At 39.3% G+C, this 24,497-nt stretch carries 25 protein-coding genes; 5 read left to right on the top strand and 20 right to left on the bottom strand.

Going from position 1 to position 24,497, the window contains the following annotated elements; genetic code table 11:
• Complete coding sequence (locus tag A3223_RS04450) at positions 1–996, top strand: phosphoethanolamine transferase (protein WP_257639252.1); 996 nt, start codon at positions 1–3, stop codon at positions 994–996.
• A gap of 44 nt (positions 997–1,040) precedes the next feature.
• On the opposite strand, the gene glyS is transcribed toward A3223_RS04450, so the two are convergent.
• The 12 genes from glyS to A3223_RS04510 all read right to left on the bottom strand — a co-directional run bounded on the left by glyS (position 1,041) and on the right by A3223_RS04510 (position 11,068).
• Positions 1,041–3,059, bottom strand: coding sequence for a glycine--tRNA ligase subunit beta (glyS, locus tag A3223_RS04455; RefSeq protein WP_084109315.1), 2,019 nt, complete (start codon positions 3,057–3,059; stop codon positions 1,041–1,043).
• Between the two features lie 152 nt (positions 3,060–3,211).
• Positions 3,212–4,615: an endonuclease/exonuclease/phosphatase family protein gene (locus A3223_RS04460; RefSeq protein ID WP_084109316.1), complete on the bottom strand. Its 1,404-nt coding sequence runs from the start codon at positions 4,613–4,615 to the stop codon at positions 3,212–3,214.
• Positions 4,612–5,091, bottom strand: coding sequence for a tRNA (cytidine(34)-2'-O)-methyltransferase (locus A3223_RS04465; RefSeq protein WP_072594657.1), 480 nt, complete (start codon positions 5,089–5,091; stop codon positions 4,612–4,614). The genes A3223_RS04460 and A3223_RS04465 overlap by 4 nt, the downstream gene beginning before the upstream one ends.
• 74 nt (positions 5,092–5,165) lie before the next feature.
• On the bottom strand, positions 5,166–6,353 hold the full coding sequence (locus A3223_RS04470) for a CCA tRNA nucleotidyltransferase (protein ID WP_084109317.1): 1,188 nt from the start codon (positions 6,351–6,353) through the stop codon (positions 5,166–5,168).
• The gene (locus A3223_RS04475) at positions 6,313–6,729 is read right to left on the bottom strand and encodes a CiaD-like domain-containing protein (RefSeq protein ID WP_084109318.1); all 417 of its coding nucleotides are present in this window, start codon (positions 6,727–6,729) and stop codon (positions 6,313–6,315) included. Before A3223_RS04475 ends, A3223_RS04470 begins: the two co-directional genes overlap by 41 nt.
• On the bottom strand, positions 6,726–6,971 hold the full coding sequence (locus A3223_RS04480; protein WP_021091490.1) for a hypothetical protein: 246 nt from the start codon (positions 6,969–6,971) through the stop codon (positions 6,726–6,728). Before A3223_RS04480 ends, A3223_RS04475 begins: the two co-directional genes overlap by 4 nt.
• Positions 6,968–8,035 carry a 3-isopropylmalate dehydrogenase gene (gene leuB / locus A3223_RS04485; protein WP_084109319.1) on the bottom strand — a complete coding sequence of 356 codons (1,068 nt, stop codon included), beginning with the start codon at positions 8,033–8,035 and terminating at the stop codon, positions 6,968–6,970. The genes A3223_RS04480 and leuB overlap by 4 nt, the downstream gene beginning before the upstream one ends.
• Positions 8,036–8,038: 3 nt before the next feature.
• The gene (locus tag A3223_RS04490; protein WP_084109320.1) at positions 8,039–8,518 is read right to left on the bottom strand and encodes a 3-isopropylmalate dehydratase small subunit; all 480 of its coding nucleotides are present in this window, start codon (positions 8,516–8,518) and stop codon (positions 8,039–8,041) included.
• A gap of 124 nt (positions 8,519–8,642) precedes the next feature.
• A complete protein-coding gene (locus A3223_RS04495; protein WP_084109321.1) occupies positions 8,643–8,825 on the bottom strand; it encodes a YgaP family membrane protein in 183 nt (60 codons plus the stop codon).
• A gap of 4 nt (positions 8,826–8,829) precedes the next feature.
• Positions 8,830–8,991 (bottom strand): YgaP family membrane protein, encoded by a 162-nt coding sequence (locus tag A3223_RS04500; RefSeq protein ID WP_021091464.1) that lies wholly within the window; start codon positions 8,989–8,991, stop codon positions 8,830–8,832.
• A gap of 10 nt (positions 8,992–9,001) precedes the next feature.
• Positions 9,002–10,339 (bottom strand): NAD(P)/FAD-dependent oxidoreductase, encoded by a 1,338-nt coding sequence (locus tag A3223_RS04505; protein WP_084109322.1) that lies wholly within the window; start codon positions 10,337–10,339, stop codon positions 9,002–9,004.
• A gap of 84 nt (positions 10,340–10,423) precedes the next feature.
• A complete protein-coding gene (locus A3223_RS04510) occupies positions 10,424–11,068 on the bottom strand; it encodes a Crp/Fnr family transcriptional regulator (protein ID WP_084109323.1) in 645 nt (214 codons plus the stop codon).
• A gap of 83 nt (positions 11,069–11,151) precedes the next feature.
• Between A3223_RS04510 and A3223_RS04515 the strand changes: the two genes are divergently transcribed.
• Positions 11,152–12,111, top strand: a complete 960-nt coding sequence (locus tag A3223_RS04515; protein WP_084109324.1) for an SLAC1 anion channel family protein — start codon at positions 11,152–11,154, stop codon at positions 12,109–12,111.
• 20 nt (positions 12,112–12,131) lie between these two features.
• Here A3223_RS04515 and A3223_RS04520 read toward each other — a convergent pair whose 3' ends face one another.
• From A3223_RS04520 to A3223_RS04545, 6 genes are all read right to left on the bottom strand, one after another.
• Positions 12,132–12,983 (bottom strand): hypothetical protein, encoded by an 852-nt coding sequence (locus tag A3223_RS04520; RefSeq protein ID WP_084109325.1) that lies wholly within the window; start codon positions 12,981–12,983, stop codon positions 12,132–12,134.
• A 165-nt stretch (positions 12,984–13,148) separates the two neighbouring features.
• On the bottom strand, positions 13,149–14,045 hold the full coding sequence (locus tag A3223_RS04525; RefSeq protein ID WP_084109326.1) for a DUF4299 family protein: 897 nt from the start codon (positions 14,043–14,045) through the stop codon (positions 13,149–13,151).
• 10 nt (positions 14,046–14,055) lie between these two features.
• Entirely contained in the window at positions 14,056–14,655 is a 600-nt protein-coding gene (locus tag A3223_RS04530; protein WP_084109327.1) for a LysE family translocator, read from the bottom strand.
• A gap of 107 nt (positions 14,656–14,762) precedes the next feature.
• Entirely contained in the window at positions 14,763–15,809 is a 1,047-nt protein-coding gene (locus tag A3223_RS04535; protein WP_084109328.1) for a type II asparaginase, read from the bottom strand.
• Positions 15,810–15,894: 85 nt separating this feature from the next.
• Positions 15,895–16,230, bottom strand: a complete 336-nt coding sequence (locus A3223_RS04540) for a branched-chain amino acid transporter permease (protein ID WP_084109329.1) — start codon at positions 16,228–16,230, stop codon at positions 15,895–15,897.
• Complete coding sequence (locus A3223_RS04545) at positions 16,227–16,889, bottom strand: AzlC family ABC transporter permease (RefSeq protein ID WP_084109653.1); 663 nt, start codon at positions 16,887–16,889, stop codon at positions 16,227–16,229. The genes A3223_RS04540 and A3223_RS04545 overlap by 4 nt, the downstream gene beginning before the upstream one ends.
• 103 nt (positions 16,890–16,992) lie before the next feature.
• Here A3223_RS04545 and A3223_RS04550 point away from each other — a divergent pair, with 103 nt between their 5' ends.
• Positions 16,993–17,436 (top strand): tetratricopeptide repeat protein, encoded by a 444-nt coding sequence (locus tag A3223_RS04550; RefSeq protein ID WP_084109330.1) that lies wholly within the window; start codon positions 16,993–16,995, stop codon positions 17,434–17,436.
• A 199-nt stretch (positions 17,437–17,635) separates the two neighbouring features.
• Here A3223_RS04550 and flgG read toward each other — a convergent pair whose 3' ends face one another.
• Both flgG and A3223_RS04565 read right to left on the bottom strand, forming a co-directional pair.
• Complete coding sequence (gene flgG, locus A3223_RS04560; RefSeq protein WP_021091447.1) at positions 17,636–18,424, bottom strand: flagellar basal-body rod protein FlgG; 789 nt, start codon at positions 18,422–18,424, stop codon at positions 17,636–17,638.
• A 15-nt stretch (positions 18,425–18,439) separates the two neighbouring features.
• Positions 18,440–19,249: a flagellar hook-basal body protein gene (locus A3223_RS04565; protein ID WP_084109331.1), complete on the bottom strand. Its 810-nt coding sequence runs from the start codon at positions 19,247–19,249 to the stop codon at positions 18,440–18,442.
• Positions 19,250–19,438: 189 nt separating this feature from the next.
• Between A3223_RS04565 and A3223_RS04570 the strand changes: the two genes are divergently transcribed.
• Together A3223_RS04570 and rpoD are read left to right on the top strand one after the other, a co-directional pair.
• The gene (locus A3223_RS04570) at positions 19,439–22,378 is read left to right on the top strand and encodes a TonB-dependent receptor domain-containing protein (protein ID WP_084109332.1); all 2,940 of its coding nucleotides are present in this window, start codon (positions 19,439–19,441) and stop codon (positions 22,376–22,378) included.
• A gap of 152 nt (positions 22,379–22,530) precedes the next feature.
• Complete coding sequence (gene rpoD, locus A3223_RS04575; protein WP_021091519.1) at positions 22,531–24,387, top strand: RNA polymerase sigma factor RpoD; 1,857 nt, start codon at positions 22,531–22,533, stop codon at positions 24,385–24,387.
• The last annotated feature ends 110 nt before the right edge of the window (positions 24,388–24,497 follow it).

A 24,497-nucleotide genomic window follows, 5' to 3' on the forward strand; every position in this document is an offset into this window, starting at 1 on the left:
TTGCTCCCATACTATCCCATCTACTCAGCTATAAAGCTAGTAAAATCGATTACACAAAAACCACTACCTTTTACTTATGTAGCAGATGATGCGGCACTAGCTGATGATAAAAAGAAAATTTTAGTTTTGATAGTTGGCGAGACGCAAAGAAGTAGAAACTACTCACTAAATGGCTACCCCAAAAATGATACGAATAAATTTACAAAGCAAAAAGATGTGGTAAGTTTTACAAATTTCTACTCATGTGGAACAGCCACAGAGACTAGTGTGCCTTGCTTATTTTCAGACTTAAAGCGAAAAAATTTTAGCAACCGTGAAGCAAAAGCTCGTGAAAATTTAGTTGATATCATCAATAAACTTGGTATAAAAACATACTTTTTTGGCAACAATAGCGGCGGTTGCAAGGGCGTTTGTGACAATCTTGATCAAAATCATACTTCAGATCATAGAGCAGAAGGCTTTGATGAAGTGATATTTGATGAGGCCAAAAAGGTCATCGAAGATGCAAATTCCACCACCTTTATCGTGCTACATCTGCAAGGCTCGCATGGCCCTATCTACTACAAAGGCTACCCAAGCAAATTTAAAGAATTTACCCCAACTTGCGATACTGCCGAGCTAAATAAATGCACGCCAGATGAGATAGCAAATACCTACGACAACACCATTTTATATGAGGACTATCTACAAAGCGAGCTAATAAACGCCCTTGAAGCAAGAAAAGATAAATTTGAGGTTACCATGTTCTTTTTCTCAGATCACGGAGAGAGCCTAGGTGAAAACGGTATATATTTACATGGTCTACCTTACTCCATCGCTCCAGATGAACAAAAACACATCCCAGCCATCATCTTTTCAAGCGATAGCGAACTTTTAAAAAGGCTAAAAACTAGAAAAGATGAGAGCCTTTCGCATGATTTTATCTTTAGCTCTGTTCTTGGATATTTTGGGGTAAAAACTAAGGCTTACGAGCCAGAATTCGATATTTTTAGGTAGTAAATTTAAAGCCAGCCTAGGCAAAGCCTAAAGCTGGCGTAAATTTAAAAGCTGATCTCTTTTATATCAGCTACTTTTAGTATCTCGCTATAAATTTGACCGATTATTGCGACGCGGTTATTTCGCACTTTCTCGTTTTCAACGTTTATCATAACCTTGTCAAAAAACTCATCTATCTGCGGTTTTAGAGCAAATAGCGCCTTTAGCCTTGGCTCATACGCTAGGCTCTTATCAACTGCTCTAAATGCGTCATTTAGGGATTTTTCAGCATCTACCTCAAAGAGGTTCTCATCGACCTTGCTAAATTTATCATCTTTTATAATGTTTGCAAGGCGCTTAAATGTTGAGAAATTCTCTCTAAAATTTGGCTCGCTAGAAATTTTAGCAAGTGCCTCTATCATCTTTGTTAGCTCCAAGATGTCCTTTTCGCCGCTTTTTATGCACGCTTTTACGATAGAAGCATTTGCATTAAAAAAGGTGTAGAGCCTATCAAGGATGAAATTTATAAGCACTTCAACGTCAAATTTCTTATAATCTTTTGCGATATCTTCTAAAATTTCTTTTACGTTAAATTTCAAATTATGTGCCAAAACGATCTTTATCACGCCATTTGCCGCACGTCTTAGAGCGTATGGATCTTTGGTGCCGCTTGGGATTTTACCGATACTAAAGAGCCCCATTAACGTATCAAGCTTATTTGAAAGCGCCACAACCGAGCTAAAGACCTTGCTTGGGCACTCCGCCTCCTCGCCGTCTGGCAGATACTGCTCTTTTATAGCTAAAACGACGTCTTCATCCTCGTTTTTAGCCTTTGCATAGTAAGCACCCATGATACCTTGAAGCTCGGTAAACTCATAAACCATCTGAGTTGTAAGATCAGCCTTGCTTAACATCACAGCTCGCTCCAGCTTAGTCGCGTACTCGCCAGCTTCTTTTTTGAGTAGCTCGTCATAGTTGCTAGCAAGCTTTTTAGCCACTTGTAGCTCTCTAAGCTCTTTTTCGTAGATACTTCCAAGCTCTTTTAGATAAGTTATATTTTTTAGTTTTTCTGGGCCAAATTCGTGCGCTAGGTCGCTTTGCCAAAAGAACATCGCATCACTTAGCCTTGCTCTTAGCACTTTTTCGTTGCCCTTGATGATGAGCGAGTAATCTTTTGTGATGGCGTTACTTACGACTACAAAGCCATTTGCGAGCTTACCATCTTTAAAGACTGGGAAGTAGCGCTGATTTTCTTTCATGGAAGTGATGATGACCTCGCTTGGCACCTCCAAAAATTCCTCTTCAAACGAGCCAAGAAGTGCTGTCGGATACTCAGTGATCGCCACGACTTCAGCTAACAAGTCTTTATCGATTTCGATCTTTAGCCCGCTTTTTTGGCTAATTTTTTCAAACTCAACAAGAATTATTTTTTCTCTCTCGCCTGCTTCAAGCACGACACCACGGCTCTTTGAGCCTTCAAAATACTCTTTTATGTTTGAAATTTTTATCTTGTCATAGCTAATGCTTCTATGTGGATAGGTTGAATCACCGCTCTCTACGCCAAATTTATTAAATTTTATGACTTCATCGCCAAGTAAACACAAAAACGATCTTATCGGGCGGATAAACTCGAACTCTCCGTTGCCCCAGCGCATAGACTTGCCAAAGTTAAGACTCTTTAAAAACTCCTCAACCATCTCGCCCATTATCCTAGCAATCGGCTCACCTTTTACCTCTTTTTCGTAGTAAAGCACATCTTTGCCGTCTATCTCTTTAAATTTAAGCTCACTTTCATCTATACCGCATTTATTTGCAAAGCTAAGCGCAGCCTTTGTGAACGCTCCGTCTTTTAGTGCTACTTGCTTTGGCGCACCAATAAAGCTAGCCACGCTGTCAGGCTGAGATTGTGGAAATTTCTCATGAAAAAAGACTAAGCGACGCGGCGTATAATAAAATTTAAAAGGGCTTACAAGATTATATTTTTCAAGTACAGCCTGCCATTTAGCATTGATATTTGGCAGCTCCCTTAAAAACGGTATCGCTGGAAGCTCCTCAACTCCAATTTCTAATAATAACTCTTTCATATTTCACTCTTTTTATTAAAATTTTCTCTTTTTTCTCTTACCATTTTTCTTGCTCTCTCCTTCTCCTGTGACTGCAAAATGACGCCTCTTATCATAAAAATAAGAAATAAAACAAACGCCGTAATCATAAAAATATCTAAAATTTGCACTCTCTACTCCACAGCGATTTGGTTTTCTCTCTTGTAAATTTTAACTCTCGCGTTTTCAAAACTATACTCGCCATCTTTTAGCTTTTTCTTACTATAAACCCTGATCTTACCGTATGGTGTATGCAGGTAGCCTCTCTCTAGTCTGCCCGAAATTTTAGCAAAGACATCGCCACTTCTAGCTTCACTTAGTTGCGATGCATCTAGTAAATTTTCACTAATATCTTTTGTGCCATGCTCATTTATGATCTCATAAGAGCTGACTTCAAGCGCATCTTTATAAATTTTCATTCGCCTTACTAAAATATCTAGCTCTTCGCCTACAGTAACGCTATTTTTAGGATCATAAACATAAATTCCGCGGTGATTTTTCGAGATAATAAAGCCATACTTATCTTTTAAGATAACAACCACTTTTTCAATCACGACTGGCACTGCCTCTGGGTGATCAAAAAGCGTATCTATATCGGCCGTCTTATAGTTTTGCTCGCTTGTTTTTTTGTTGGCATTGTTTTCATCTTTTTTAAAAATTTTACTTACAAATCCTTTTTTCACTGGACTTGGATCAGTTGAAATTTTAAACTTTAATGCAAAGTGATCCGAGTAAAGGTCACTCTTTGCAAAGCCTTTTTCATCGACTGCAAAGCTTGGTTTAAAAACTTCAAAACTACCACCAACATAGCTTAGATCGCCATTTTCCATAAAGCTAGGTGAAAGCAAAACATGATCGATCGCTCTTTTTTTGCCATGCACTGCGTGAGAATATCTATCTTTTGGCTCAAGCTCTTTATAAAGATCATAAAAATTTCTCGTTGCAATGATGTCATTTAGGATGGATTTTTGACCAAAGGGCGAGTTAAAATCACCCAAAATAATCGCATTTTTCTCTTTGCCTAGAGCCGTTCTTAACGTTTTTTCAGCCTTTTTTTGCATATTTATGCCATTTTTATAAGTTGGAAAGTGATTTACAAATATGCTAAATTTCTTGCCTTCCTTCTCAAAAACAACCTTTAAAATATTTCTTGTCTTTACGTTTGGAACTTTAAAAATTTCACTACCACTTGGCTGCAACTTTGAAATAAGCCCAAGCCCAACAGGCGAGTTTTTCTCCTTTGTAAAGCTTACAAATTTATACTTGCTATCACTCACCAGAGCTTTTAAAACTTGCTCATTTTCAATCTCTTGAAGTGCGATAATGTCAGTATTTAGTGCATTTATGACTTGTCTTGTTCTTTGTAGTTTTGAATCAGCCGCCTCACAGTCCCACTTTGATACGCCTACTTTAAAATCAAGATACTCACTACCATCATCTTTGCAATCAAATAAATTTTGCACATTATAAGTTGCGATGCTAATTTCACTCGCAAATGCCACTAAAATGGTAAAAACCAAAGCAAAAACTACTCTCAAATCTCACTCCTAAAGTCAAATTCAGTGATATTTTGCCTGATCGCCTCATAAGCGATAATACCAGCACTCATAGCTAAATTTAAGCTCCTGCCCTCTTTTCCCATTGGTATGGTTATGGCATTTTTAAAATTTATATCCATAAATTCTCTTGGCAGCCCAGTACTCTCGCCACCAAAAAATATAAAATCTCCCGGTTTAAACCTAGCCTCGTAGTAAAGCCTATTTGTCTTTGTGGTAGCGAAGAAAAATCTATCCTTGTGGCTTAAGTTTGCTTCTAAAAATTCTTCCAAACTATCCCAAATTTTTGGATTTAAAATTTTCCAGTAGTCAAGCCCTGCTCGTCTAACAGCCTTTTCACTCAGATCAAAGACCGTTGGCTTAACGATATGTAGCTTTAAATTTGCATTAACGCACATTCTACCGATAGCTCCAGTATTTTGCGGTATCTGAGGATGGACTAGGACTATGTTAAACATAAGCTTTCTTTGCCTTAAAAAGTGTTATAAACTAGCCTATTTTAGCCAAAATGGGCTTTTAAGAGTTTTAAAGACTAATCTTTTCTAGGCTTACGCTCGCTTAGATATTTTGAAATTTTAAGCTCTTGCCTACGTTTTATCTCTTTTGCAATCTCTTCGTTTTTAAAACCAGCTGATAAAATCTCTGCCACATCGACTTTCGTGTCAAATTTCATCTCATAAATTCCAAGCTTCTTGGCACGCTCTATTCGCTCTTTATTATAAGCTCCAAGCCATGATTTTATGGGCATATTTAGGGCAATTTGCATTAGCTCTTTATCGCTTGGCATGTCCTTAAAATAAGGCTGCTTTAAGATAGAAAAGTAGCTCTTTGACAGACGCATTTTCTCTAAAATTTCATTTGCGTCAAGCTCAAATTTGCCAAACAAAAGATACAAAAATAGCCTCTCATCATCCACAAATTCTCTAGCACTCTTAAGATCGCTTAAAAATCCATCGTCCATAGAAATTTGCATACCAAAAATTTCTTTAAAAAGTCCAAGCTCAAAAAGATAGTAAGCTCCTTTTTCTAGATACTTTGCGCGAAAGAATTTAATAAGCTCAGTATTTATCCTATCTCTGCTTAGATGCTCTAAACTAAGGCTTTTCATAAGAGCTAGCGTCTCATCAGCTATGCTAAAATCAATCCTCGCGCTAAACTGCACACCACGAAGTATCCTTAGTGGATCTTCTTTAAATTTTTCACTATCAATGTGCCTTAATATCTTGTTTGCTAAATCTTGCTTTCCACCGTAAAAGTCTAAAATTTCTCCATTAAAGATATTCATCATCATGGCATTTATCGTAAAATCTCGCCTAAGGCTCGCTATTTTGGGATCGTTAATATAGCTTACTGCAAAGTCTTTGTGCAAATTTCCAGTTTTGCTCTCGCTTCTTGGAAGCCCAATGTCGTAGTTTTTGTATTTGTAGATGAAGTAGCTTTTACCAACACCGCTAGCGCCTATGCTAGCCATTAGCTCATTAAATTTTAAAGGCTCGATGTCATAAACTTCGATGTCATAATCATAAATTTCTCGCCCCAAGAACGCATCTCTCACGCAGCCACCAACTAGATAGACACGTGAAGTAAATGGAGCAAATAGCGATCTAAAAAAATCTAGCTCGCTATTTTTATAAATTTCATTTTTGATTTTTATCTCATTTTTTGAGCCGTCTAATGGCTTATTTTGAGAGATTTTGGAGTCTATTTTCGATATTTGCAAGGGTAAATTCTAAAAATTTTGTAGTTAGCTCAAGCCTTGAAGCAAGATTTTGTTCACTAGTTTGTTTAAGCCCTTCAAAAAGCACTTCTATGCGCTCAGCAAGGTTTGCTAAGAAAATTTTCTCTTCGCTCACCTCTCTACTTTTTGTTATACTTGCTGGCTCGTCTTTTACCTCAAACACTTGCTCATTTTGTAAATTTGCCTCAACTTTTAGCTCGTTATTTAGTGCATTTTCATTAGACTCTATAGCCAAAAGCTCTTTTTTTAAATTCTCTCGCTCGAGCTCTTCTTGCTTTTTGTTTTGCAGTGCTTCTATTTTCTCAAGCTCGGCACTAACCTCACTGATTGCCATTCTAGCGATATCATCAAGCTTCATAATCTTATCAACCACCTTTTAAATTCATTTATCTCTTCATCACTTTTCATCGCTATAAAAAACTCTTTCATCTGCTCGTTTTTTATCGCTCGCTCTTTGCGAAGTCCGCTCAGGCGGTTTATCGCGCTAAGGGCATCTTTGTTTGATGGATCTTGTTTTAAAATATTTTTATAAATTTCAAGTGCATCATCTTTTAGCCCCTGAGCTTCGTAGATCAGTGCTTCAGTGATTGTGTTTTTCATTTTTTGATAAATCCTGCGATAACATCGCCTATCTCGCTAGTTGAGCAAATTTCAACTGCGTTAAAAGCAGCGATATCTTTTGTTCTATAACCTTTTGCAAGTGCCTCTTTCACAGCATTTTCTATCGCATCTGCGGCGTCATTTTCACTAAATGCGTATCTTAGCATCATTGCTGCACTTAAAATTGTTGCGATTGGGTTTGCTATGCATTGCCCTGCGATGTCTGGAGCTGAGCCGTGTATTGGCTCATAAATTCCCACTTTGCCACCCATACTAGCGCTTGGCAAAAGTCCTATCGAGCCACAAACCATACTCGCTTCATCACTTAAAATGTCGCCGAATAAATTTTCAGTAAGTATAACGTCAAAATTTGCTGGGGCTCTTACTAGCTGCATCGCTGCATTATCCACATACATAAAGCTAAGCTCTACTTCAGGGTAATTTTTAGCCACTTCGCTAGTCACCTCACGCCAAAGCTGACTTGTCTCAAGCACATTTGCCTTATCGACCATGCAGACCTTTTTCTTGCGAAGCATTGCTGTTTCAAAGGCGATCTTTGCGATGCGCTCTATCTCCATTTTAGAATAAACCATCGTATTAAACGCTCTATCTTCGCCTTTTTCACGTGGCTGCCCAAAATAAAGTCCGCCCGTTAGCTCACGAACCACGACAAAATCAACGCCTCTTAAAACCTCTGGCTTTAGTGTGCTAGCATCCACTAGCTCATCAAAAACGATGGCTGGGCGTAAATTTGCATAAGCTTCAAGCTCTTTTCTAATCTTTAAAAGTCCGCTCTCTGGCCTTAGATGTCTTGGCAAACTATCCCACTTCTCGCCGCCGATCGCTCCAAAAAGCACAGCATCAGAGCTTAGAGCAGAACTAAGCGTCTCATCTGGCAAAGGCACACCAAATACATCATAAGCTGCACCGCCCATAAGCTTATAGTCGTACTCGAATTTCATACCAAACTCAGCACTTACTACATCTAGAATTTTTATCGCTTCGTCGATTATTTCAGGACCGATACCATCGCCCTTTATAACACAAATTTTATATTCTCTCATTATTTAATCCAACTTTACTTTTGCGTATTCTATAAGTCCGCCAGCGTTTAAAAGCTCTTGCATAAACGGCGGTATAGGGCTAAATTTATACTCTTTGCCGCTGGTTAAATTTACGATCGCGCCGTTATCTACGTCTATTTTTAGTTCGTCGCCCTCGTTTATCTCGTCCGTTTCTTTGATTTCCAGTATCAAAAGTCCCGTATTAAAGCTATTTCTATAAAAAATTCTCGCATAGCTTTTAGCTATCACCGCGCCTATACCGGCAGCTTTAAGCGCGATAGGAGCATGCTCGCGAGAGCTACCGCAGCCGAAATTTTCGCCCGCTACGATAATGTCGCCCTTATCTATCTTGACGCTAAAATTAGGATCGGCATCCTCCATTATATGTTTTGCTAAGATATTTTCGTCGGAAGTATTTAAGTATCTGGCGGCGATAATTATATCGGTATCGATATTGTCGCCGAATTTCCAAACTTTATTCATCGTTTCGCCTTTTTTAAATTTTCGAGATTTTAGCCAAAAGTAGCTAAATAATTCATCAAACGGCGAATAAAATTTACGGTCTAAGCGGCTAAAGGGCAAGGCAAAGGGCGTTTAACACCCCCTTTTATTTTTTTAAATTTAAAGAACACCTGCCTAAGAATTTACACGCAGGGCAAAAACCCGTAACGCCGACGATAATCGGGATTAACCCGATTAACGCCCAGTAGCTCTCGTAAAAATACCAAACCGCTACCGTAAAAATCAGCCCCAGTACGACCCTAATAATTCTACTTTTCGCGCTTACCATATTTTTACCTTTTCTTAAAAATTTTATAAAGCGGGCAGTAACCGTAATATCCCGTTAAAAGCGGAATTAGCCCGACCGTCCACAACCAGCAGTCGCAAATAAATCCGAAAATAAAAAACCAAATCGCCGCTATAATCAAACGTATAGTTTTATCTAAAACGCTCATTTTATCTCCTTTAAGCTAAAGCTTTTAGCATTCCGTTCATAACCATAGGTTTAAATCCATAAATTTTAACCAGCCAACTCATATAGCTCTCTCTGGTAGCGCCGAAGCACTCTAACGTCGGAGCCGTTCCCTCCCAGTCGAACTCTACCATTATAGCCTTGCCGTATTTGGTGATAAAAGGGCAAGCCGTATATCCGGTAAATTTCTCGCTAGGTTCTCGTCCTTTTATCGTATCGGCTAAATTTTTAGCTAAGATCGGATACATTTTCCTAACGCTAGCCCCCGTTTTGCCGGACGCAAATCCGCAAATATCGCCGATACCGAATATATTTTTAAATTTTGTACTTTGCAGGCTGTATTTATCGACGGCTAGGAAATTTAGCTTGTCGCCCTCTTTAGTTAGGCCGGCGCGAGCTAAAATTTCGCTTCCTTTTTGCTTAGGCGGTAAGTGAAGCCAGTCGTATTTTACGTCGATTAGCTCGGACGCGATTTTATCTTCGCCGTTTTGCCTATACGCCGTCCAAAACTCGAAAGTAGCGGTATTTGAGCTTTTATCGACGGCTACGATTTGGTGGCGAAGATTAAATTTTATCTTTCTTTTTATCATTATTTGAGTCATCGCCGCGGCATAAGTCGGATCGCCGAAAAGCTTGCCGCCGCCGACGTAAAGATTAACGCTGCCTTTATCGCGGTTGCCGGCCAACCTCAGCCTATCTTCGCTCATGCAAGTTACTTTTTTATTTGCGCCGCTGCATTTCATCGGGGTTTTTTGATCGCAAAATACAGCCGCGCCGCCGTTTTGAGAGAATTTTTTCATCAGCTCGTTGCTTTTTACGGCGCCTTGTAGAGTATAGACGGAGGATATGTTACCGCTCGTATCGTTAATATCCTCTAAGCTCAGCCCCTTAACGGCTTCAAAGTCGTATTCCACGCCGCTTGCTACGATTAGATAATCATACCCCAGCTCGCTCCCGTCGTCTAGGACGAGTAGATTGGCTTCGGGCTTTATCTCCGATACGTTTTTGCGTATCCACTCGGCTCCTTGCGGGATATAATCCGCTTTTTCGTAAACGACGTCGCTAGCTTCGTAAATTCCGACGGCGATTAGCGTAAAGCCCGGCTGGTAGTGAAATTTCTCGTCTTTATCCACGAGAATTACCTTGGCGCTAGGCATATCTCTTCTAAGTTTAGCCGCCAACGCGATACCGCTAAGTCCCGCACCCATTATGACGATTTTAGAATTTATATCGTCGTTTTCGCCGCCCGTTGCCGAACAACCGCTCATACTCGCGGCTAGTCCAGCGGCCCCCATTAGCTTTAAAGCGTCTCTTCTTTGCAGTCCTTTCATAAATTCTCCTTTAAAACGAGTTTATGAAATGCTACATAAAAAAGGCCGCCCTATCCGTAACAATGTTACCTTAAAACGAGAATTTTAAGAAACTAGCCTTATTTCGCCGCGGCTTTGCGTTATTTGCCCGCTTCTCTCAAGCTCTTTTAGCACCCTAGATACCGCTTCTCTAGCGCTTCCTAGATGATTCGCCAGCTCTTCGTGAGTTATTTTTATAAAATTTTCGTTTAGATTTTCGATGCTTTGGGATAAAAAATTCATAATCCGCGCCGAAAGCGGCGAAAACAAAGCCTGCTCCATAACGTTTATGGTTCTGGCAAACCGATCGGCTACGATTTTTAGAGTAAAATTTAAAATGCTCGGATATTTTTCTTTAAGAGGTTTGTAAATTCGCGCCGGAATAACGATGATCTCGCTATCTTGCTCGATTTCTACGCTTACTTTATTTTCTAGCGAATTTATAGAACACGTATCGCACAGCACGCAACTCTCGTCTTTAGTTAGTCTAAATATCGTTATTTCCTTTGCGCTAGACGACACGAACGCTCTTAAAACGCCTTTTAGTATAAGGATAAATCCGAAGCAATCGTTTCCGGAGTAAAATATATCGCTCTTCTTTACGGTTTTTAAATACGCGTTGGCAAAGATCGCATTTAGATCCTCGCTTGCTAGATCGAAATTATTCGTAAACCTCTCGCGCAAAATTTCTTTTAACTCTTCGCTTAGCATTTTGCCCTTTCGTGACTTCGTTACAAAAATTTAACCTTATTATAGGTAATATTGCATAAAAATTTAATACGAAAAGAAAAACAATGCACGACGTTAAGAAAAACGACTCGCAAAGCAAAATAAAATCGCTGCCGATTATGCTTTTTGCCGGTACTATGGGGCTTGGAGGGCTTTGCGCGGCTTATAAGAAATTAAGCGAGATATTTGATTTACCGGGCGAGATATTCTCGGCGCTTAGAGCGCTAGACTGCACGGTATTTTGCCTACTTTCGGCGTTTTACCTCTTTAAGCTTTTAAAATTTAAAGAAGAGGTAAAGGCCGAATTTTCGCACCCTATAAGGATAAATTTTTTCGGCGGATTCATCATCTCGCTTTTTCTTTTAGCTCTAGCCTACAAAGACGCGCCGCGACTATACTACTCGCTTTTTTACGCGGCTTTAGGCTTGCAAACGATTTTTACGCTTTACGTAATTTCTTTTTGGATCGACGAAAAATTCGATATCGCGACGCTAAATCCGGCATGGTTTATCCCCGTAGTGGGCAACTTGCTAATCCCGATCATAGCCGAAAAATCTCAAGCGATCTGGTATTATTTTAGTTTGGGGCTATTTTTCTGGATTATTTTATTCGCCGTTATATTTTATAGGTTAGTTTTTTGCGATAAGCTAGCCGACAAATTCGTCCCGACGCTAGTCATTACGCTAGCGCCGCCGGCTATGGCGTTTTTGGGATACGTAAAATTAACTGAGCAATTCGACGCTTTTGCGGCAATACTGCTTAATATAAACGTATTTTTCGCGGCACTTATACTTTTTTCGTATAAAAGATTTATTAAACTCAAATTCGCCCTATCGTGGTGGGCTTTTACTTTCCCGACGGCCGCTAGCTCCATAGCGTTTTTAAAAGCTTACGAAATTACGCAAAGCGATTTTTACTTAGTTTTAGGAGTCGGCGCTTTTGCGGCTCTAGTCGCTTCGATTTTGATAGTCGGATTTTTAACGGTTAAATCTATAATAAACGGCGAAATTTTTTCGGAAAAATAACCTTAGCTCAAAAATTCACTTTAGTAGTATTCGTAGCTGATTTCTAGCTTTTTATATAGGCCGATTTCCGTTATGTCGCCGTTTTCGTAGTATTTGTCCGCGGGCTTAAATTTGACCGAGTTTTTACGCGTCAAATTTCCACGCTCGTCCCTCGTTATGTCTTTAAACTGCAAGATTTGCCAGATTTTTGCCTCAGAGCCGAAGTAATTCACCGACGTATACTCCATCTCGTCGCCGTTTGCGGCGTAGTAATAAACCCATTTTGAGTTTGGGGCTTGCGTGATTTTTTCGTATTCGCCGTTTGGCTTGCGCTCGAAGCTTATCACTATGGCGTGCCGCGGCTCCATATTATTTTCTATCCGCGTTAAAACGCCCTTTTCGTCGTAGACGTAGCTATCGTCCGTCACTAGCGTCCCGCCCGAATACGCCGCCCTAGCGATCATTTTGCCGTCCTTGCCGTAAGTGGTTTTCTCCGTGCGGGGGTAAAATTTATCCTCCACATGCTGCTCTTTGGCCGTTGCGACTAAATTTTCGCCGTCAAATTCGTATTCGTAGAGATAAACGGCGCTGTCTTGATATTTTTTGCGGATTAGCCCGTCTTTGCCGTATTCAAACAAAACCGAGCTGTTTGGTACGCCGTTTATGTGCTCGGTTTCTTGCAGTATATAGCCGTTTTCGTTAAACTCCGTCCGCTTCACGCGCGTATTTTCTAGCGCGCCCGAGCCGTCCATAGAGTATTCGTACTCCGTAGCCGTCATGCTTTTGACCTCGCCTTTTAGATCCTTTTTGCTCCAGTCGCTTTGCGGTAAAACGGCCGAGTTTAGATAGCAGACCGCCGATGCCGCCGCTAAAATAGTTTTTAAAATTTTCATTTTTATCCTTTTTTAAATCACGCAAAGCCTAGATTAGTTTAGGCTAAATTTCGCCTAATTTAGCCTAAAAAGCGACAATACCGATAAAATCCCAGCTTTTATAAGTTTAAATTTATAAGCAAGCCTGAGGCAATTTTCATTTCCTTGCGGTTTATTAACTTAAACCTAAGCTTCATTTGCCTTTTTAAAAATTTCTCTCATCTCTTCTTCGCTAAGCGGCTCAACCAGTATATTTGCGGCGTCTATGAAGCGATATTTTTCTTTTGGCAGATTTGCCATAAAAGCGCCATATTCGCATTCACCAAGCACGTGCGCGTCCCTATCGTCTACGCCGACGACTAGCGTAAGTATCCAGCGCGAGATCTTGCGCTCTCCTAGAACCTCTTGCGCCTGCCACGAAGGAGAGGGAGCGTAAGGCAAGATAGTCGGTAAATTTTCACTAAGCGTATACGCGCCAAAAATTTCATTCCCGTTTTTATCTTCGTATAAATTCTCTCTTGCACTATAAGCGTCAAGATACTGCACCTGCCTCATCATCTCATCAAATTTAGCCACAGGGCTGGCACTTGCAAAAATTTCATCTATCATAACCGCGTCAAACGCCACGTCGCGCTCCACGCCATAGATATAAAGCGTTTGATTTTCCTCTTTTGCGTCCTTTAGAGCTTCAAGTCCACACATTATGTCAGCTTCATAATCAAATTTTAAAATTTGCTTTTCATCGTAAATTTCCTCGCTGTCGCACTCTATTGGTGAGCCGGTTTGGGCTGAGAGCTTTGAGAGTAGCTCAAGCGCGATCCGCCAGTCGCCAACGCCGCTTGGAGTGCAGACTCGAACGATATATTTTCCATCTTTATAGTTTAGCTCAAAGCCGCGAGCGCTCTTTTGCCATACGCCAGCAATCATCACGTTTTCGTTTAGCGAAAGCTCGCTCGGCTCGTCGTTTTGACCATTAAAAAAGCAAAATCCCTCTATAACCTCTGAAATTTCACGCTCGCTTAGCGCCTTTTCATATCCGCCGAAAAGTTTCTTTTTGTTTTTTACCTTAAATGTTACGCTCATAAATTCTCCTTTATCTAAATAATAAAAGTACGCCGATCGTGCAAACGATAATGGCGGTGCAAATTTCAAGTAGCCTTAGGTGCGTTTGTAAAAATTCCTTTAGCATAGCTCCGCCAAGCGCGTAGATATTTAGCGAGCAAAACTCTATGAAAATGAGCGTTGCCGCGATCGCGCACATACGAGTTAGGCTAAAGGGATCGTCTTTGTCCAAAAATGTAGGCAGTAAAGCCGAGAAAAATATCCACGCCTTTGGGTTTGAGACGCTGACAACCAGGCCATTTATAAACATCTGCTTTTTGCTTGGGAAATTTGAGACGCTTGTTATGCTAAGCTCGCCCTTGCCAAAAAGAAGCATCGCACCAAGATAGAGCATATAAAGCCCTGCGATGATATTTAGCACCTTAAATGCGTACTCAAAATGATGCAGCACTGCGCCCACGCCAAGCATACAGCTAAACGAGATAAACGTGATCGCTAAAAGCTGTCCAGCCATTACAAAAAACGAGTGCTTATAGCCAAAGCTCATGCCAACGCTCATAGCGTAGGTCATGTTGATGCCTGGCATTAGCGAGATAGGAGCAAGCGTGACGAAAAAGAGTAAGAAGTCCATAAAAAGCCTTGAAATTTAGCTAACAAATATAAAAATTTAATCCATAAATCAGATCCAGCGATCAAATTTATAGCTTAAATTTAAAAGGCGGACCAAGCCGCCTCTTTTTAGTGAGTTAAGAAATACTCTTGAATTTTAGCTTTGTCGCTTGTTTTTGTAAGAGCAAGCATCAAAAGCACCCTAGCTTTTTGAGCGTTTAGGTTGTCGCTTGTTAAAAAGCCGTATTTTGCGTCATCAACTTCGCCATTCATAGTTGTCTCGCCGCTTCCCACACGTGAGTCACGAACTACCACTACGCCAGCTTTTGAAGCCTCGCCAAGTGCGTCAAGTACGCTAAAGTAAGGGTTGCCGTTGCCAAGACCAGCGCTAACGATACCTTTTGCGCCGTTTTTAACAGCCACATTTACAAAGTCAGGGTTGTCATTTGCGTGAGAGTAGATGATATCAACCTTTGGAAGCTCTTTTACGCCAGTTAGATCAAAAGCTGAGCTTGCTGTGTGTTTTCTGATCGGATTCATATAGTATTTTACGTTGCCGTAAAAGACTGTGCCTATTTTGCCGCTGTTTGGTGATTTAAATGTATCAACGCCTGTAGTGTTAGTTTTTGTCACCTCACGAGCCGCGTGAATTTCATCATTCATAGTAACCACAACGCCCTTACCTACGCTATCTTTGCTAATAGCTACGTTTACAGCGTTAAATAAATTTAGTGGGCCATCTGCACTTAGTGAGCCACTATTTCTCATCGCACCTACAAGTACAACTGGCTTGTCGCTTTTAACAACTAAATTTAGAAAGTAAGCTGTCTCCTCCATAGTGTCTGTGCCGTGAGTAACGACGATACCATCAGCTTTGCCGCTGTTTAGAAGCTCATTTATTCTATTTGCAAGCTTTAGCCAAACTTCATTGTTCATATCCTGTGAGCCGATATTTGAAATTTGCTCACCTTTTATGGTAGCGATCTTGTTGATATCTGGCACGGCTGCGATTAGTTTATCGACCGTAACAGTTCCAGAAGTATAGCTAGAGTCAAGCGAACCTGAGCCGCTTCCTGCTATCGTTCCACCAGTGGCTAGAATGTAGATGGTTGGCTTAGCAACTGCTAAAGTAGCACCTAAAATCATGAGTAACACCGCCTTAAAGATTAAACGCATTTTAGCTCCTTTGCATTAAAATTTGCAAAGTCATTATAATGCCATTTATTTAAAAAAATTATTAACTTCTAAATTTTATATTTATTTAAAAAATTCTTATCAAAAGCATGTAAATTCCAGTCGAAACGACTATGCTAAGAAGGGTATTTTTAAATTTTAAATGCATCAAAATAGCTATAAAAACTGCTGCTATCTCGCTTAAGCCATAAGGAAACTCGCTAAACTTAGTATCTTTTAGCCCGTAGCATACCAAAACGACCATTATCATCATACCCATGTGTTTCTCAATGGCGTCTAAATAAGGGTTTGGCTTATAGTTTCTTAACGCATAAAACGGCGTCGCACGTGTGATAAAAGTTGCGATTGCACTTACAACAACCGCCAAAAATAACACCATCTCGCTTGAGCTTACACTTATCAAATTTTATCCTTAAACAAAATCAAAAATATAAAACAAAGCGCCATCGAGCCAACAAGCACAAATTTAGCTGGAAATAGGCTCACTCCAAGCACACCAAAAAAGATCGCCACAAAGAGCACGCGGTAATTTTTATCATTTTTAAACATCTCGATGACGACCACTATAAAAAGCGAGGTCAAACTAAACTCAAGCCCCTTTGTATCGGCCTTGATAAAGTCGCCAAGTATCGCTCCAAGCAGCGTTCCAGCCGCCCAGTAAGACCAAGAAAGTACATTTAGCCATGTAAAGACAAAACTTCGCTCACTTGCGTCCTTTAGCCCTAAATTTTTAAATATCGCAAAAGTCTCATCTGTTAGCAACGAAATATTCAAAAGCCTAAATTTGATCCCACTATACTCTTTTAAAAGTGAAATTCCATAAAAAGTATGGCGCAAATTTACAAGGTAGCTCACGATAAAGACCTCAATATAGCTCGTGCCAACGCTAAAAAGCGAGAGCATCATAAACTGTGCTGCTCCGCCATATGCTAATGTACTAAGTGCCACGGCGATAAATGTGCTAACACCCATGCTTTTAGCCAAAATGCCAAATGCAACACCAAGCGGGAAATAGCCCATAAAGATAGGGATGGATAGTTTAAAAACATATTTAAATGTCAAATTTTTACCTTCATAAAAAGCCGAAATGTTAGCAAAATTTGAAAAATTTAGAGTAAAAATGGAGCTAATTTTATAAAATAATAAAAATTTATGGAGCCAAAAGATGAAAAAGATAATTTTAATTTTACTTTGTGTTCTTTTTTCTTGGGGTAAAAATTTTGATATCACTAAGCTTGAAAGTGAGTGCGCTTTAAATAACGTAGAAAGCTGCACCGATCTTATATATATCTACCTTGACAACAATGAGCGCGATAAAATGGCAGCTATTGCGAACAAGGCCTGCGAACTAGGCAATCCACATAGTTGTCTCTTTTTAGGAAATATATATCTACGAAAAGACACTCTAGCACAAGAGAAAGAAGAAGGGCTTAGCCTTTATAATAAGGCTTGCGAACTAAAAAATGCATTTGCTTGCTATACTCTTGCGCTCATTTATGAAACTGGAGATGCTGGTGTGTTGCAAGATAAAAATAGAGCAAAAAACTACTGCAAAAAAGCCTGTGAGCTTGATTTGGAAGAAGCATGCAGTATGCTTAAAAATTTTTAATTAAGCAAAAGATGCTTTTATTCTTGCTCTTAAAAGCAGAAATTTTAGATAAACTGTGCCAAATTTTAATTTCGCCCAAATTAATGCGTCTGTTTTATCGAGTCCTTACCTTTTGGCGTTTTGTTTAAAAAGTAAAATACCTCAAGCGTAAAAGAAAGTAGTATAAGCCCAACAATAGCTAGAGTCGCGTTCATACTACCTACCTTTTAAGCCCATTTACTATTTCAAGCATCGAATCACTCGTAGTTATAGCCTTTGAGTTTGCCTCGTATGCGCGCTGACCAGTTATAAGATCAGTCATCTCTTCGACCAGTTGGACGTTACTCATCTCGACAAATCCTTGTCTGATCGTACCAAGTCCGTCAAGTCCTGCTACACCTACCACCACGTTACCACTAGCGCTTGTTTCTAGATAGTTATTATCACCCATTGAGTGAAGGCCAGCTGGGTTTATGAAATTTGCTAGCTCGATCTGACCTATCTGAGCCATCTCTCTCTCACCTGCTTGGAGCACTGATACGGTGCCATCTGTGCCGATAGAAATTTGCGTCGCATTTGCAGGGACTGTGATCTGAGGGATGAGCTGATAGCCATCGCTATTTACAATAGTGCCGTTTGCATCAAGCTTAAATGCACCATTTCTAGTATAGGCTGTTGTGCCATCAGGCAGCTGAATCTGAAAAAATCCATTGCCCGCTATTACCATATCTAGGTTGTTGCTGGTCTCTTTGAAATAGCCCTGGGAGAAAATTTTATTTATCGCCGTTGGACGCACGCCAAGACCCACTTCAATGCCTGTTGGGCTTGTGGTAGTCTGGCTTGTAGCCGTACCTGCGTACTCCATAACTTGATACATAAGATCAGCAAATTCAGCCCTATTTTTCTTGTATCCATAGGTATTTACGTTTGCGATGTTGTGTGAGGTTACGTCTATCTGCGTCTGCTGAGCTATCATGCCAGTGGCCGCAGTGTAAAGTGATCTCATCATAGTTTTATCCTTTTATTAAGCTTTTAGAGCTAGTTTTTGAACAGCATCTTGGTTAAGATCGTTCATGTGGCTTGTCATAACCTTTTGATACATATCAACTAAGCGCTGGGTTTCTATAAGACCAACCATTTCTAAAACTGGGTTTACGTTTGACATCTGAGCATATCCTTGCATTACGCTATCAGCCTCATCAAGCTCTGTGATGTCGTTAAAATTTCTAGTTTCAAAGAGGTTGTCGCCGACCTTTTTAAGATCTCTTATCTCTCTTGGCTGAGCGATAAAAAATTTAGAAAATTGATTATTATTTGAGTATAAATTTCCATTTTTATCAGCAGTTAGCACCTCACCTTGTGGTACTTGAATGCCTCTTTGACCGGGGCTTTGTGCCTCATAGCCACTTGGTAAAACCTTATAGCCCTCCTTTGTGACGATATAGCCGTCGCCATCAAGGCTAAAAGAGCCGTTTTTGCTAAGCTTTACACCATTTGGGGTATCAACTAAGAAAAATGCGTCATCTCTTTTTATCGCAAAATCAAGCGTGTTTGAGCTGTATTTAAAGCCACCAGCACTAAAGTCGGTGTATTCTTCGCTCACTTGTGGCACGCGATTAAGCGTTCTATTTAAAAATTTTGCTCCATCTTTTGTGTGATTTTTAAGTGGAAGCTCATCTTGTGTCTCTTTAAAAATTCTCGCAAAATCTCCGATAACTACGTCATTTCGCTTGTAGCCGATCGTATTTACATTTGCAAGATTGTTTGAGATCACATTTAGTCTGTTAAACTGCGTTACCATGCCAGCAGTGGCTTGATAATAACCATTTTGCATGCATTTTCCTAAAATTAATTATTGTCACGGTTTTAAAGCAATAGCTGTTCCAAAATTTTAATTTTTTAATTATTAAATATTTCATAAAGTTTAATAAATAATTTATTTATTTAATGTTAAGATTTGCGACTTCAATATAGATAATGACTATTAAAAACAATAAAAATACAAAAAAGGATACATACTATTATGAAAAAGACTTCACTAGTTGTTTTGTTTTGTGCTGGCTTAAATTTGTTGGCCCAAGAAAGTGAGAATATAAAAGAAGTTGAACTTGGCGGAGTAGAGGTAACTGCGGAAGAAGAAAACGTAAAGAATAAAAAGATTAGTGAAGTAAAAAAGACAGCAAGTGAGCTTACCAAACAACAAGTAAGCGATACTAGAGATATGGTGCGCTATGACACTGGTGTAAGCGTAGTTGAGACTGGTCGCTTTGGCTCTAGCGGATATGCTATAAGAGGCGTTGACGAAAACCGTGTGGCTATCAGTATCGATGGACTTAATCAAGCTGAAACACTTTCATCACAGGGATTTAAGGATCTCTTTGAAGGATATGGAAATTTTAACAATACAAGAAATGGCGTAGAGATAGAAAACATCCAGCAAGTAAATATTACAAAAGGAGCAGATAGTATAAAAACCGGCTCAGGTGCACTTGGTGGCTCTGTAATGTTTGAAACAAAAGACGCCAGAGACTATCTTACAGAAAAAGACTGGTTTTACGGCTTTAAAGCACAAAAATCATCAGCCAACGATGAAAAACTATTTTCTCATACGATGGCCGCACGAGCAAAATGGTTTGATATTCTCTTTATCACTACAAAAAGAGATGGTCATGAGATGAAAAACTGGGGTTACAAGACATACGATGATAGCGTGCTTGGCAAAGAGAGAGAAAAACCAGATCCTTATACCATAAATACAGATAGTAGGCTATTTAAATTTGGTGTAAATTTTAATGAAACGAACCGCTTTAGCGTAGGAATCGATAGAAGTACAAAAGAGACAGTAGGTACTGACTGGTCGTATAAATTTGCTCTTTTTCAAAGTGGTAATACAAATGACATAGTCTATAGTACCGACACAAGGCACGTAAATGACAAAAATAAGCGCGAAAATATCTTTTACACATACGAAAACTACGATGAAAATCCACTTTGGGATAGCATGAAGCTAACCTACTCAAAACAAAAGATCCAGCTAAAAGCAAGGACTGATGAGTACTGCGATAAAAATGACTGTCAGGGCCTGCTAAATCCATCAGGATTAAAGTTAAATAACGAAGGTAAACTGGTAGATAAATATGGTGGTGACTTAGAAATGAGACAAGTAGAAAAAGAGCCTTGGCCTGGAGCTGGCTTCACTTTTCCTCAAGATATCGTGTTTGATAGTCATGGAAACGAAGTAGACGAAACATTCTATGGAAGAACACATCGTGGAGTAGATAAACTTCTTGTTGATTGCAACCAGTATGATTGTTCCAAACCTTTAACACTTTTTAATAAAACAACTAAAAAATATGAAACCTACGATCTAACTCCACAAAATATGCCAGATGGCAATGGAAAATATGCAGAACTTACTCCAAAAAATAGATTTGAGGAACTACTTTTGCCAAGAGCTCCAGGATACATTGAAAATAACTGGAAAGACAGGGATCTAAATACCGATACAAAACAGCTAAATTTAGATGCAACAAAGGAATTTAGTCTATTTAAAATGGATCACGCCTTAAAATACGGTGGGCTTTATAATCAAACAGATAAAAGCATGGTAAATAGGCAAGGCTATGAGGCGTATAATAAGGCATGGTGGGCGAAATATTTCTTTGGCATGGCAAACAAAGGCACAGGCTTATCTCAAAACTGGCAACCAGACAAATGTATGCCTCACGGCGGAAATGAGTACAGTACGCTTTGTAGACATGAGGATGATAAATTTAGCTTTTTGATACCTGTTGAGACGAAGACAAAGGCATTTTATCTAGGTGATGATATATCTTTGACTGAAATTTTAAGCGTTGATTTAAACTATAGATTTGACAAAATAACACACAATCCAAGCTACATACCAGGCAAAACACCAAAGTTACCAACTGATCTTTTTGCTGGTGTTTTTATACCTTTTACCATACCACCTGGCACTAGCCCAGAAGAAGCAAAAAGGATAAAAACCAAAAACGCTGAAGAAAATGCACTATATCTAGCAAGTCAAAAGAGAGATTTTACACATCATTCGTATTCACTTGCGACAAATTTTGACCCATTTGAACACATAAGACTTCAGGCAAAATACGCAAATGGCTTTAGAGCTCCAACATCTGATGAAATTTATTTTACTTTTCAGCATCCTGATTTTACGATATTTCCAAATTTAGCCCTTCAGCCTGAGATCGCAAAAACAAAAGAATTTGCTGTAACTCTTCATAACTCGCCTAGCTTTTTTACGATAAATCTCTTTCAAACTGACTATAAAAATTTCATCGATCTAAAGTACATCGGTCGTGGTACGCTAACATACGGTAACGCCGGTAGTAGAATGCCAGTAGAAAAATATCAAAACGTAAATAGAGCAAAGGCTCGCGTAAGAGGTGTTGAGCTAAGTGCAAATCTAGACCTAGAGCAAGTTTATAGTGGACTAAGTGGCTTTAATGTCGGCTATAAATACCTATACCAAAAAGGACGAATGTCAGTAGATGAAAGTGGCAAGCTAGACGCTCCAATGAATGCCATCCAGCCAGCAAAATTTGTCTATAACGTTGGATATCACACCAAAAATAATAAATTTGGAGCAAATCTATATATGACGCACGTAAAAGCAAAACGTCCAGAAGATACTTACAATATCTATGCCAAAGACGATCCAGATGCAAAAAATACTTATGTTAGATATGTCAGTAATACATACAGTCTATTTGATTTTGTAGCATTTTACAGACCGATGAAAAATTTCACATTTACAGCAGGTGTGTATAACATCACAGATAGAAAATACACAAGCTGGGATAGTGCAAGAAGTATAAGAACTTTTGGCACAAATAATATGGTAAATAAAGAAACTGGCAGGGGCCTTGCTAGATTTTACTCACCTGGTAGAAATTTCAAGCTAACATTTGAAATGACGTTTTAATAATTTTATAGCTACCGCAATTTTAGACTTTTGCGGTAGCTTTGTATAGATAAAATTTCACTGTTTTGATGCACTTTTTAAAAAATTTGGGTATAATCCACTTTCTTTTAAACAACACTTAAATCACAATTAGACGATTCGAAAGGAAATTTATGAGCGCCGCAAAAGACTCTTTTTCTCAGATAGAAGAGCTTTTCGCTGAAAATGCAAAAGGCTTTTTAACATACGAAAAATTAGTAAAATTATTAGACAAAGCTCCGACTGCTACGATAGTAAAAAAGATAGAACAACTAGCAAAAACAAATAAAGTCCAGCTCATCACATCTGCTGAGGCCGCAAAGCTTAGAAATTTAGCCGATGCTAAAAAGCGTCAAGAAAACGCTCAAAAAAGTGATCAAGATATCGACGAGGATCTCGATCTTTCAGGCGAAAGTGACCTTTTAGAGTGGTCAAGATCTGATAGTCCTGTCAGGATGTATCTAAGAGAGATGGGGCAGATCGCGCTTCTTACAAAAGATGAAGAGGTAGAGATCAGCAAAAGGATCGAGCTTGGCGAAGATATCATTATCGATGCATTTTGTTCTGTGCCATTTTTGATCGATTTTATACTTGACTATAAAGAGCCGCTCATCAATAGAGAACGCCGTGTAAAAGAGCTTTTTAAGAGCTTTGAAGACGAGAGTGAAAACGAAGAAAATGAAGATAGTGAAGACGATATAGACGAGGAAGATGAAGAGAACGAAGAAAACGAAGCTCCTAAAAAATCAGCCAAAAACGATAAGCGCGCTGAAAAAGTTATAGAGAGCTTTAAGGCCCTCGAAAAGGCAAAAAAAGAGTGGCTAAAGACTGCAAACAAACAAGATAAAGTTGAGAGCGATGACACAGCTTCAAAGATGACTCTTGCATTTAAAAAGAAAATTTTAAAAGAGAAGCTAATGGATCTTGGCCCAACAAGCAAGCTAATTAGCGAGATCGTAAAATCAATGGAGACAGCACTAAAAAGCGACGACGAATTTGACAGAGAGCTAAAACGTTTGGAGTATCGCCTACCGATGTTTAGCGACGAGCTTAAGAAAAATCACAAAAGTATCTTAAAAGATATCATAAAGCTTAGCAAAGAAGAGATCGCAGCTCGTGTGCCAGAAGCTACAATGGTCTCAACTTATGTCGAGATCAAAAAGCTATTTACTACAAAAGAGGCGAGCAAGCAAGGCTTTGATCTTGAGCCAACAAGGCTAAAAGAAATTTTAGAGCAGATCAAACGTGGAAAGAAAATTTCTGACGAGGCAAAAGCTAGAATGGCTAAGTCAAACCTCCGTCTAGTTGTAAGTATCGCGAAACGCTATACAAACAGGGGTTTGCCATTTTTGGATCTCATCCAAGAGGGTAACATTGGCCTTATGAAAGCGGTTGATAAATTTGAATATAGAAAAGGCTATAAATTTTCAACCTACGCCACATGGTGGATCCGCCAAGCTATTTCGCGTGCGATCGCCGATCAGGCAAGGACGATTAGGATACCTATCCATATGATAGAGACGATAAATCGTATCAACAAAATAAACCGCAAATACCTCCAAGAAGAGGGAAAAGAGCCTGATGTAAGCGTTATCGCAAAAGAGGTTGGGCTAAGCGTTGATAAGGTAAAACAAGTCATCAAAATAACAAAAGAGCCTATCAGTCTTGAAGCTCCTATCGCAAACGAAGAAGACGGTAAATTTGGAGATTTTGTAGAGGATAAAAGCTCTCTTTCTCCGATAGAGCAAATTTTAAAAAGTGACCTTAGAGAGCAAATTGACGATGTGCTTTCGCAACTAAATGAGCGTGAAAAAGCGGTTATTTCGATGAGATTTGGCTTGCTTGAGGATGAGAGTGACCGCACACTTGAGGAGATCGGCAAGGCCCTAAATGTCACTCGTGAGCGCGTCCGCCAAATAGAAAGCTCAGCTATCAAAAAACTAAAACACCCAAAAGTTGGTAGAAAACTCAAAAACTACATCGAAGGCTAAAAGCCTTAATCTAGCTCGAATTTCACACAAATTTGAGCTAGAAGCTAAAATCAAAATTTTATACTCACATTAAAGCAAATATCTCCCACATAAATTTTAGTTATAAGAGC

The organism is Campylobacter concisus (genome assembly GCF_002092855.1).
Taxonomy (GTDB): Bacteria; Campylobacterota; Campylobacteria; order Campylobacterales; family Campylobacteraceae; genus Campylobacter_A; species Campylobacter_A concisus_AI.

Excerpts from the sequence above, each read along its gene's own strand:
- glyS (WP_084109315.1), bottom strand. The coding sequence starts at position 3,059 with ATGAAAGAGTTATTATTAGAAATTGGAGTTGAGGAGCTTCCAGCGATA.
- A3223_RS04465 (WP_072594657.1), bottom strand. The coding sequence starts at position 5,091 with ATGTTTAACATAGTCCTAGTCCATCCTCAGATACCGCAAAATACTGGA.
- A3223_RS04475 (WP_084109318.1), bottom strand. The coding sequence starts at position 6,729 with ATGAAGCTTGATGATATCGCTAGAATGGCAATCAGTGAGGTTAGTGCC.
- A3223_RS04480 (WP_021091490.1), bottom strand. The coding sequence starts at position 6,971 with ATGAAAAACACAATCACTGAAGCACTGATCTACGAAGCTCAGGGGCTA.
- leuB (WP_084109319.1), bottom strand. The coding sequence starts at position 8,035 with ATGAGAGAATATAAAATTTGTGTTATAAAGGGCGATGGTATCGGTCCT.
- A3223_RS04490 (WP_084109320.1), bottom strand. The coding sequence starts at position 8,518 with ATGAATAAAGTTTGGAAATTCGGCGACAATATCGATACCGATATAATT.
- A3223_RS04495 (WP_084109321.1), bottom strand. The coding sequence starts at position 8,825 with ATGGTAAGCGCGAAAAGTAGAATTATTAGGGTCGTACTGGGGCTGATT.
- A3223_RS04500 (WP_021091464.1), bottom strand. The coding sequence starts at position 8,991 with ATGAGCGTTTTAGATAAAACTATACGTTTGATTATAGCGGCGATTTGG.
- A3223_RS04505 (WP_084109322.1), bottom strand. The coding sequence starts at position 10,339 with ATGAAAGGACTGCAAAGAAGAGACGCTTTAAAGCTAATGGGGGCCGCT.
- A3223_RS04510 (WP_084109323.1), bottom strand. The coding sequence starts at position 11,068 with ATGCTAAGCGAAGAGTTAAAAGAAATTTTGCGCGAGAGGTTTACGAAT.
- A3223_RS04515 (WP_084109324.1), top strand. The coding sequence starts at position 11,152 with ATGCACGACGTTAAGAAAAACGACTCGCAAAGCAAAATAAAATCGCTG.
- A3223_RS04520 (WP_084109325.1), bottom strand. The coding sequence starts at position 12,983 with ATGAAAATTTTAAAAACTATTTTAGCGGCGGCATCGGCGGTCTGCTAT.
- A3223_RS04525 (WP_084109326.1), bottom strand. The coding sequence starts at position 14,045 with ATGAGCGTAACATTTAAGGTAAAAAACAAAAAGAAACTTTTCGGCGGA.
- A3223_RS04530 (WP_084109327.1), bottom strand. The coding sequence starts at position 14,655 with ATGGACTTCTTACTCTTTTTCGTCACGCTTGCTCCTATCTCGCTAATG.
- A3223_RS04535 (WP_084109328.1), bottom strand. The coding sequence starts at position 15,809 with ATGCGTTTAATCTTTAAGGCGGTGTTACTCATGATTTTAGGTGCTACT.
- A3223_RS04550 (WP_084109330.1), top strand. The coding sequence starts at position 16,993 with ATGAAAAAGATAATTTTAATTTTACTTTGTGTTCTTTTTTCTTGGGGT.
- flgG (WP_021091447.1), bottom strand. The coding sequence starts at position 18,424 with ATGATGAGATCACTTTACACTGCGGCCACTGGCATGATAGCTCAGCAG.
- A3223_RS04565 (WP_084109331.1), bottom strand. The coding sequence starts at position 19,249 with ATGCAAAATGGTTATTATCAAGCCACTGCTGGCATGGTAACGCAGTTT.
- A3223_RS04570 (WP_084109332.1), top strand. The coding sequence starts at position 19,439 with ATGAAAAAGACTTCACTAGTTGTTTTGTTTTGTGCTGGCTTAAATTTG.
- rpoD (WP_021091519.1), top strand. The coding sequence starts at position 22,531 with ATGAGCGCCGCAAAAGACTCTTTTTCTCAGATAGAAGAGCTTTTCGCT.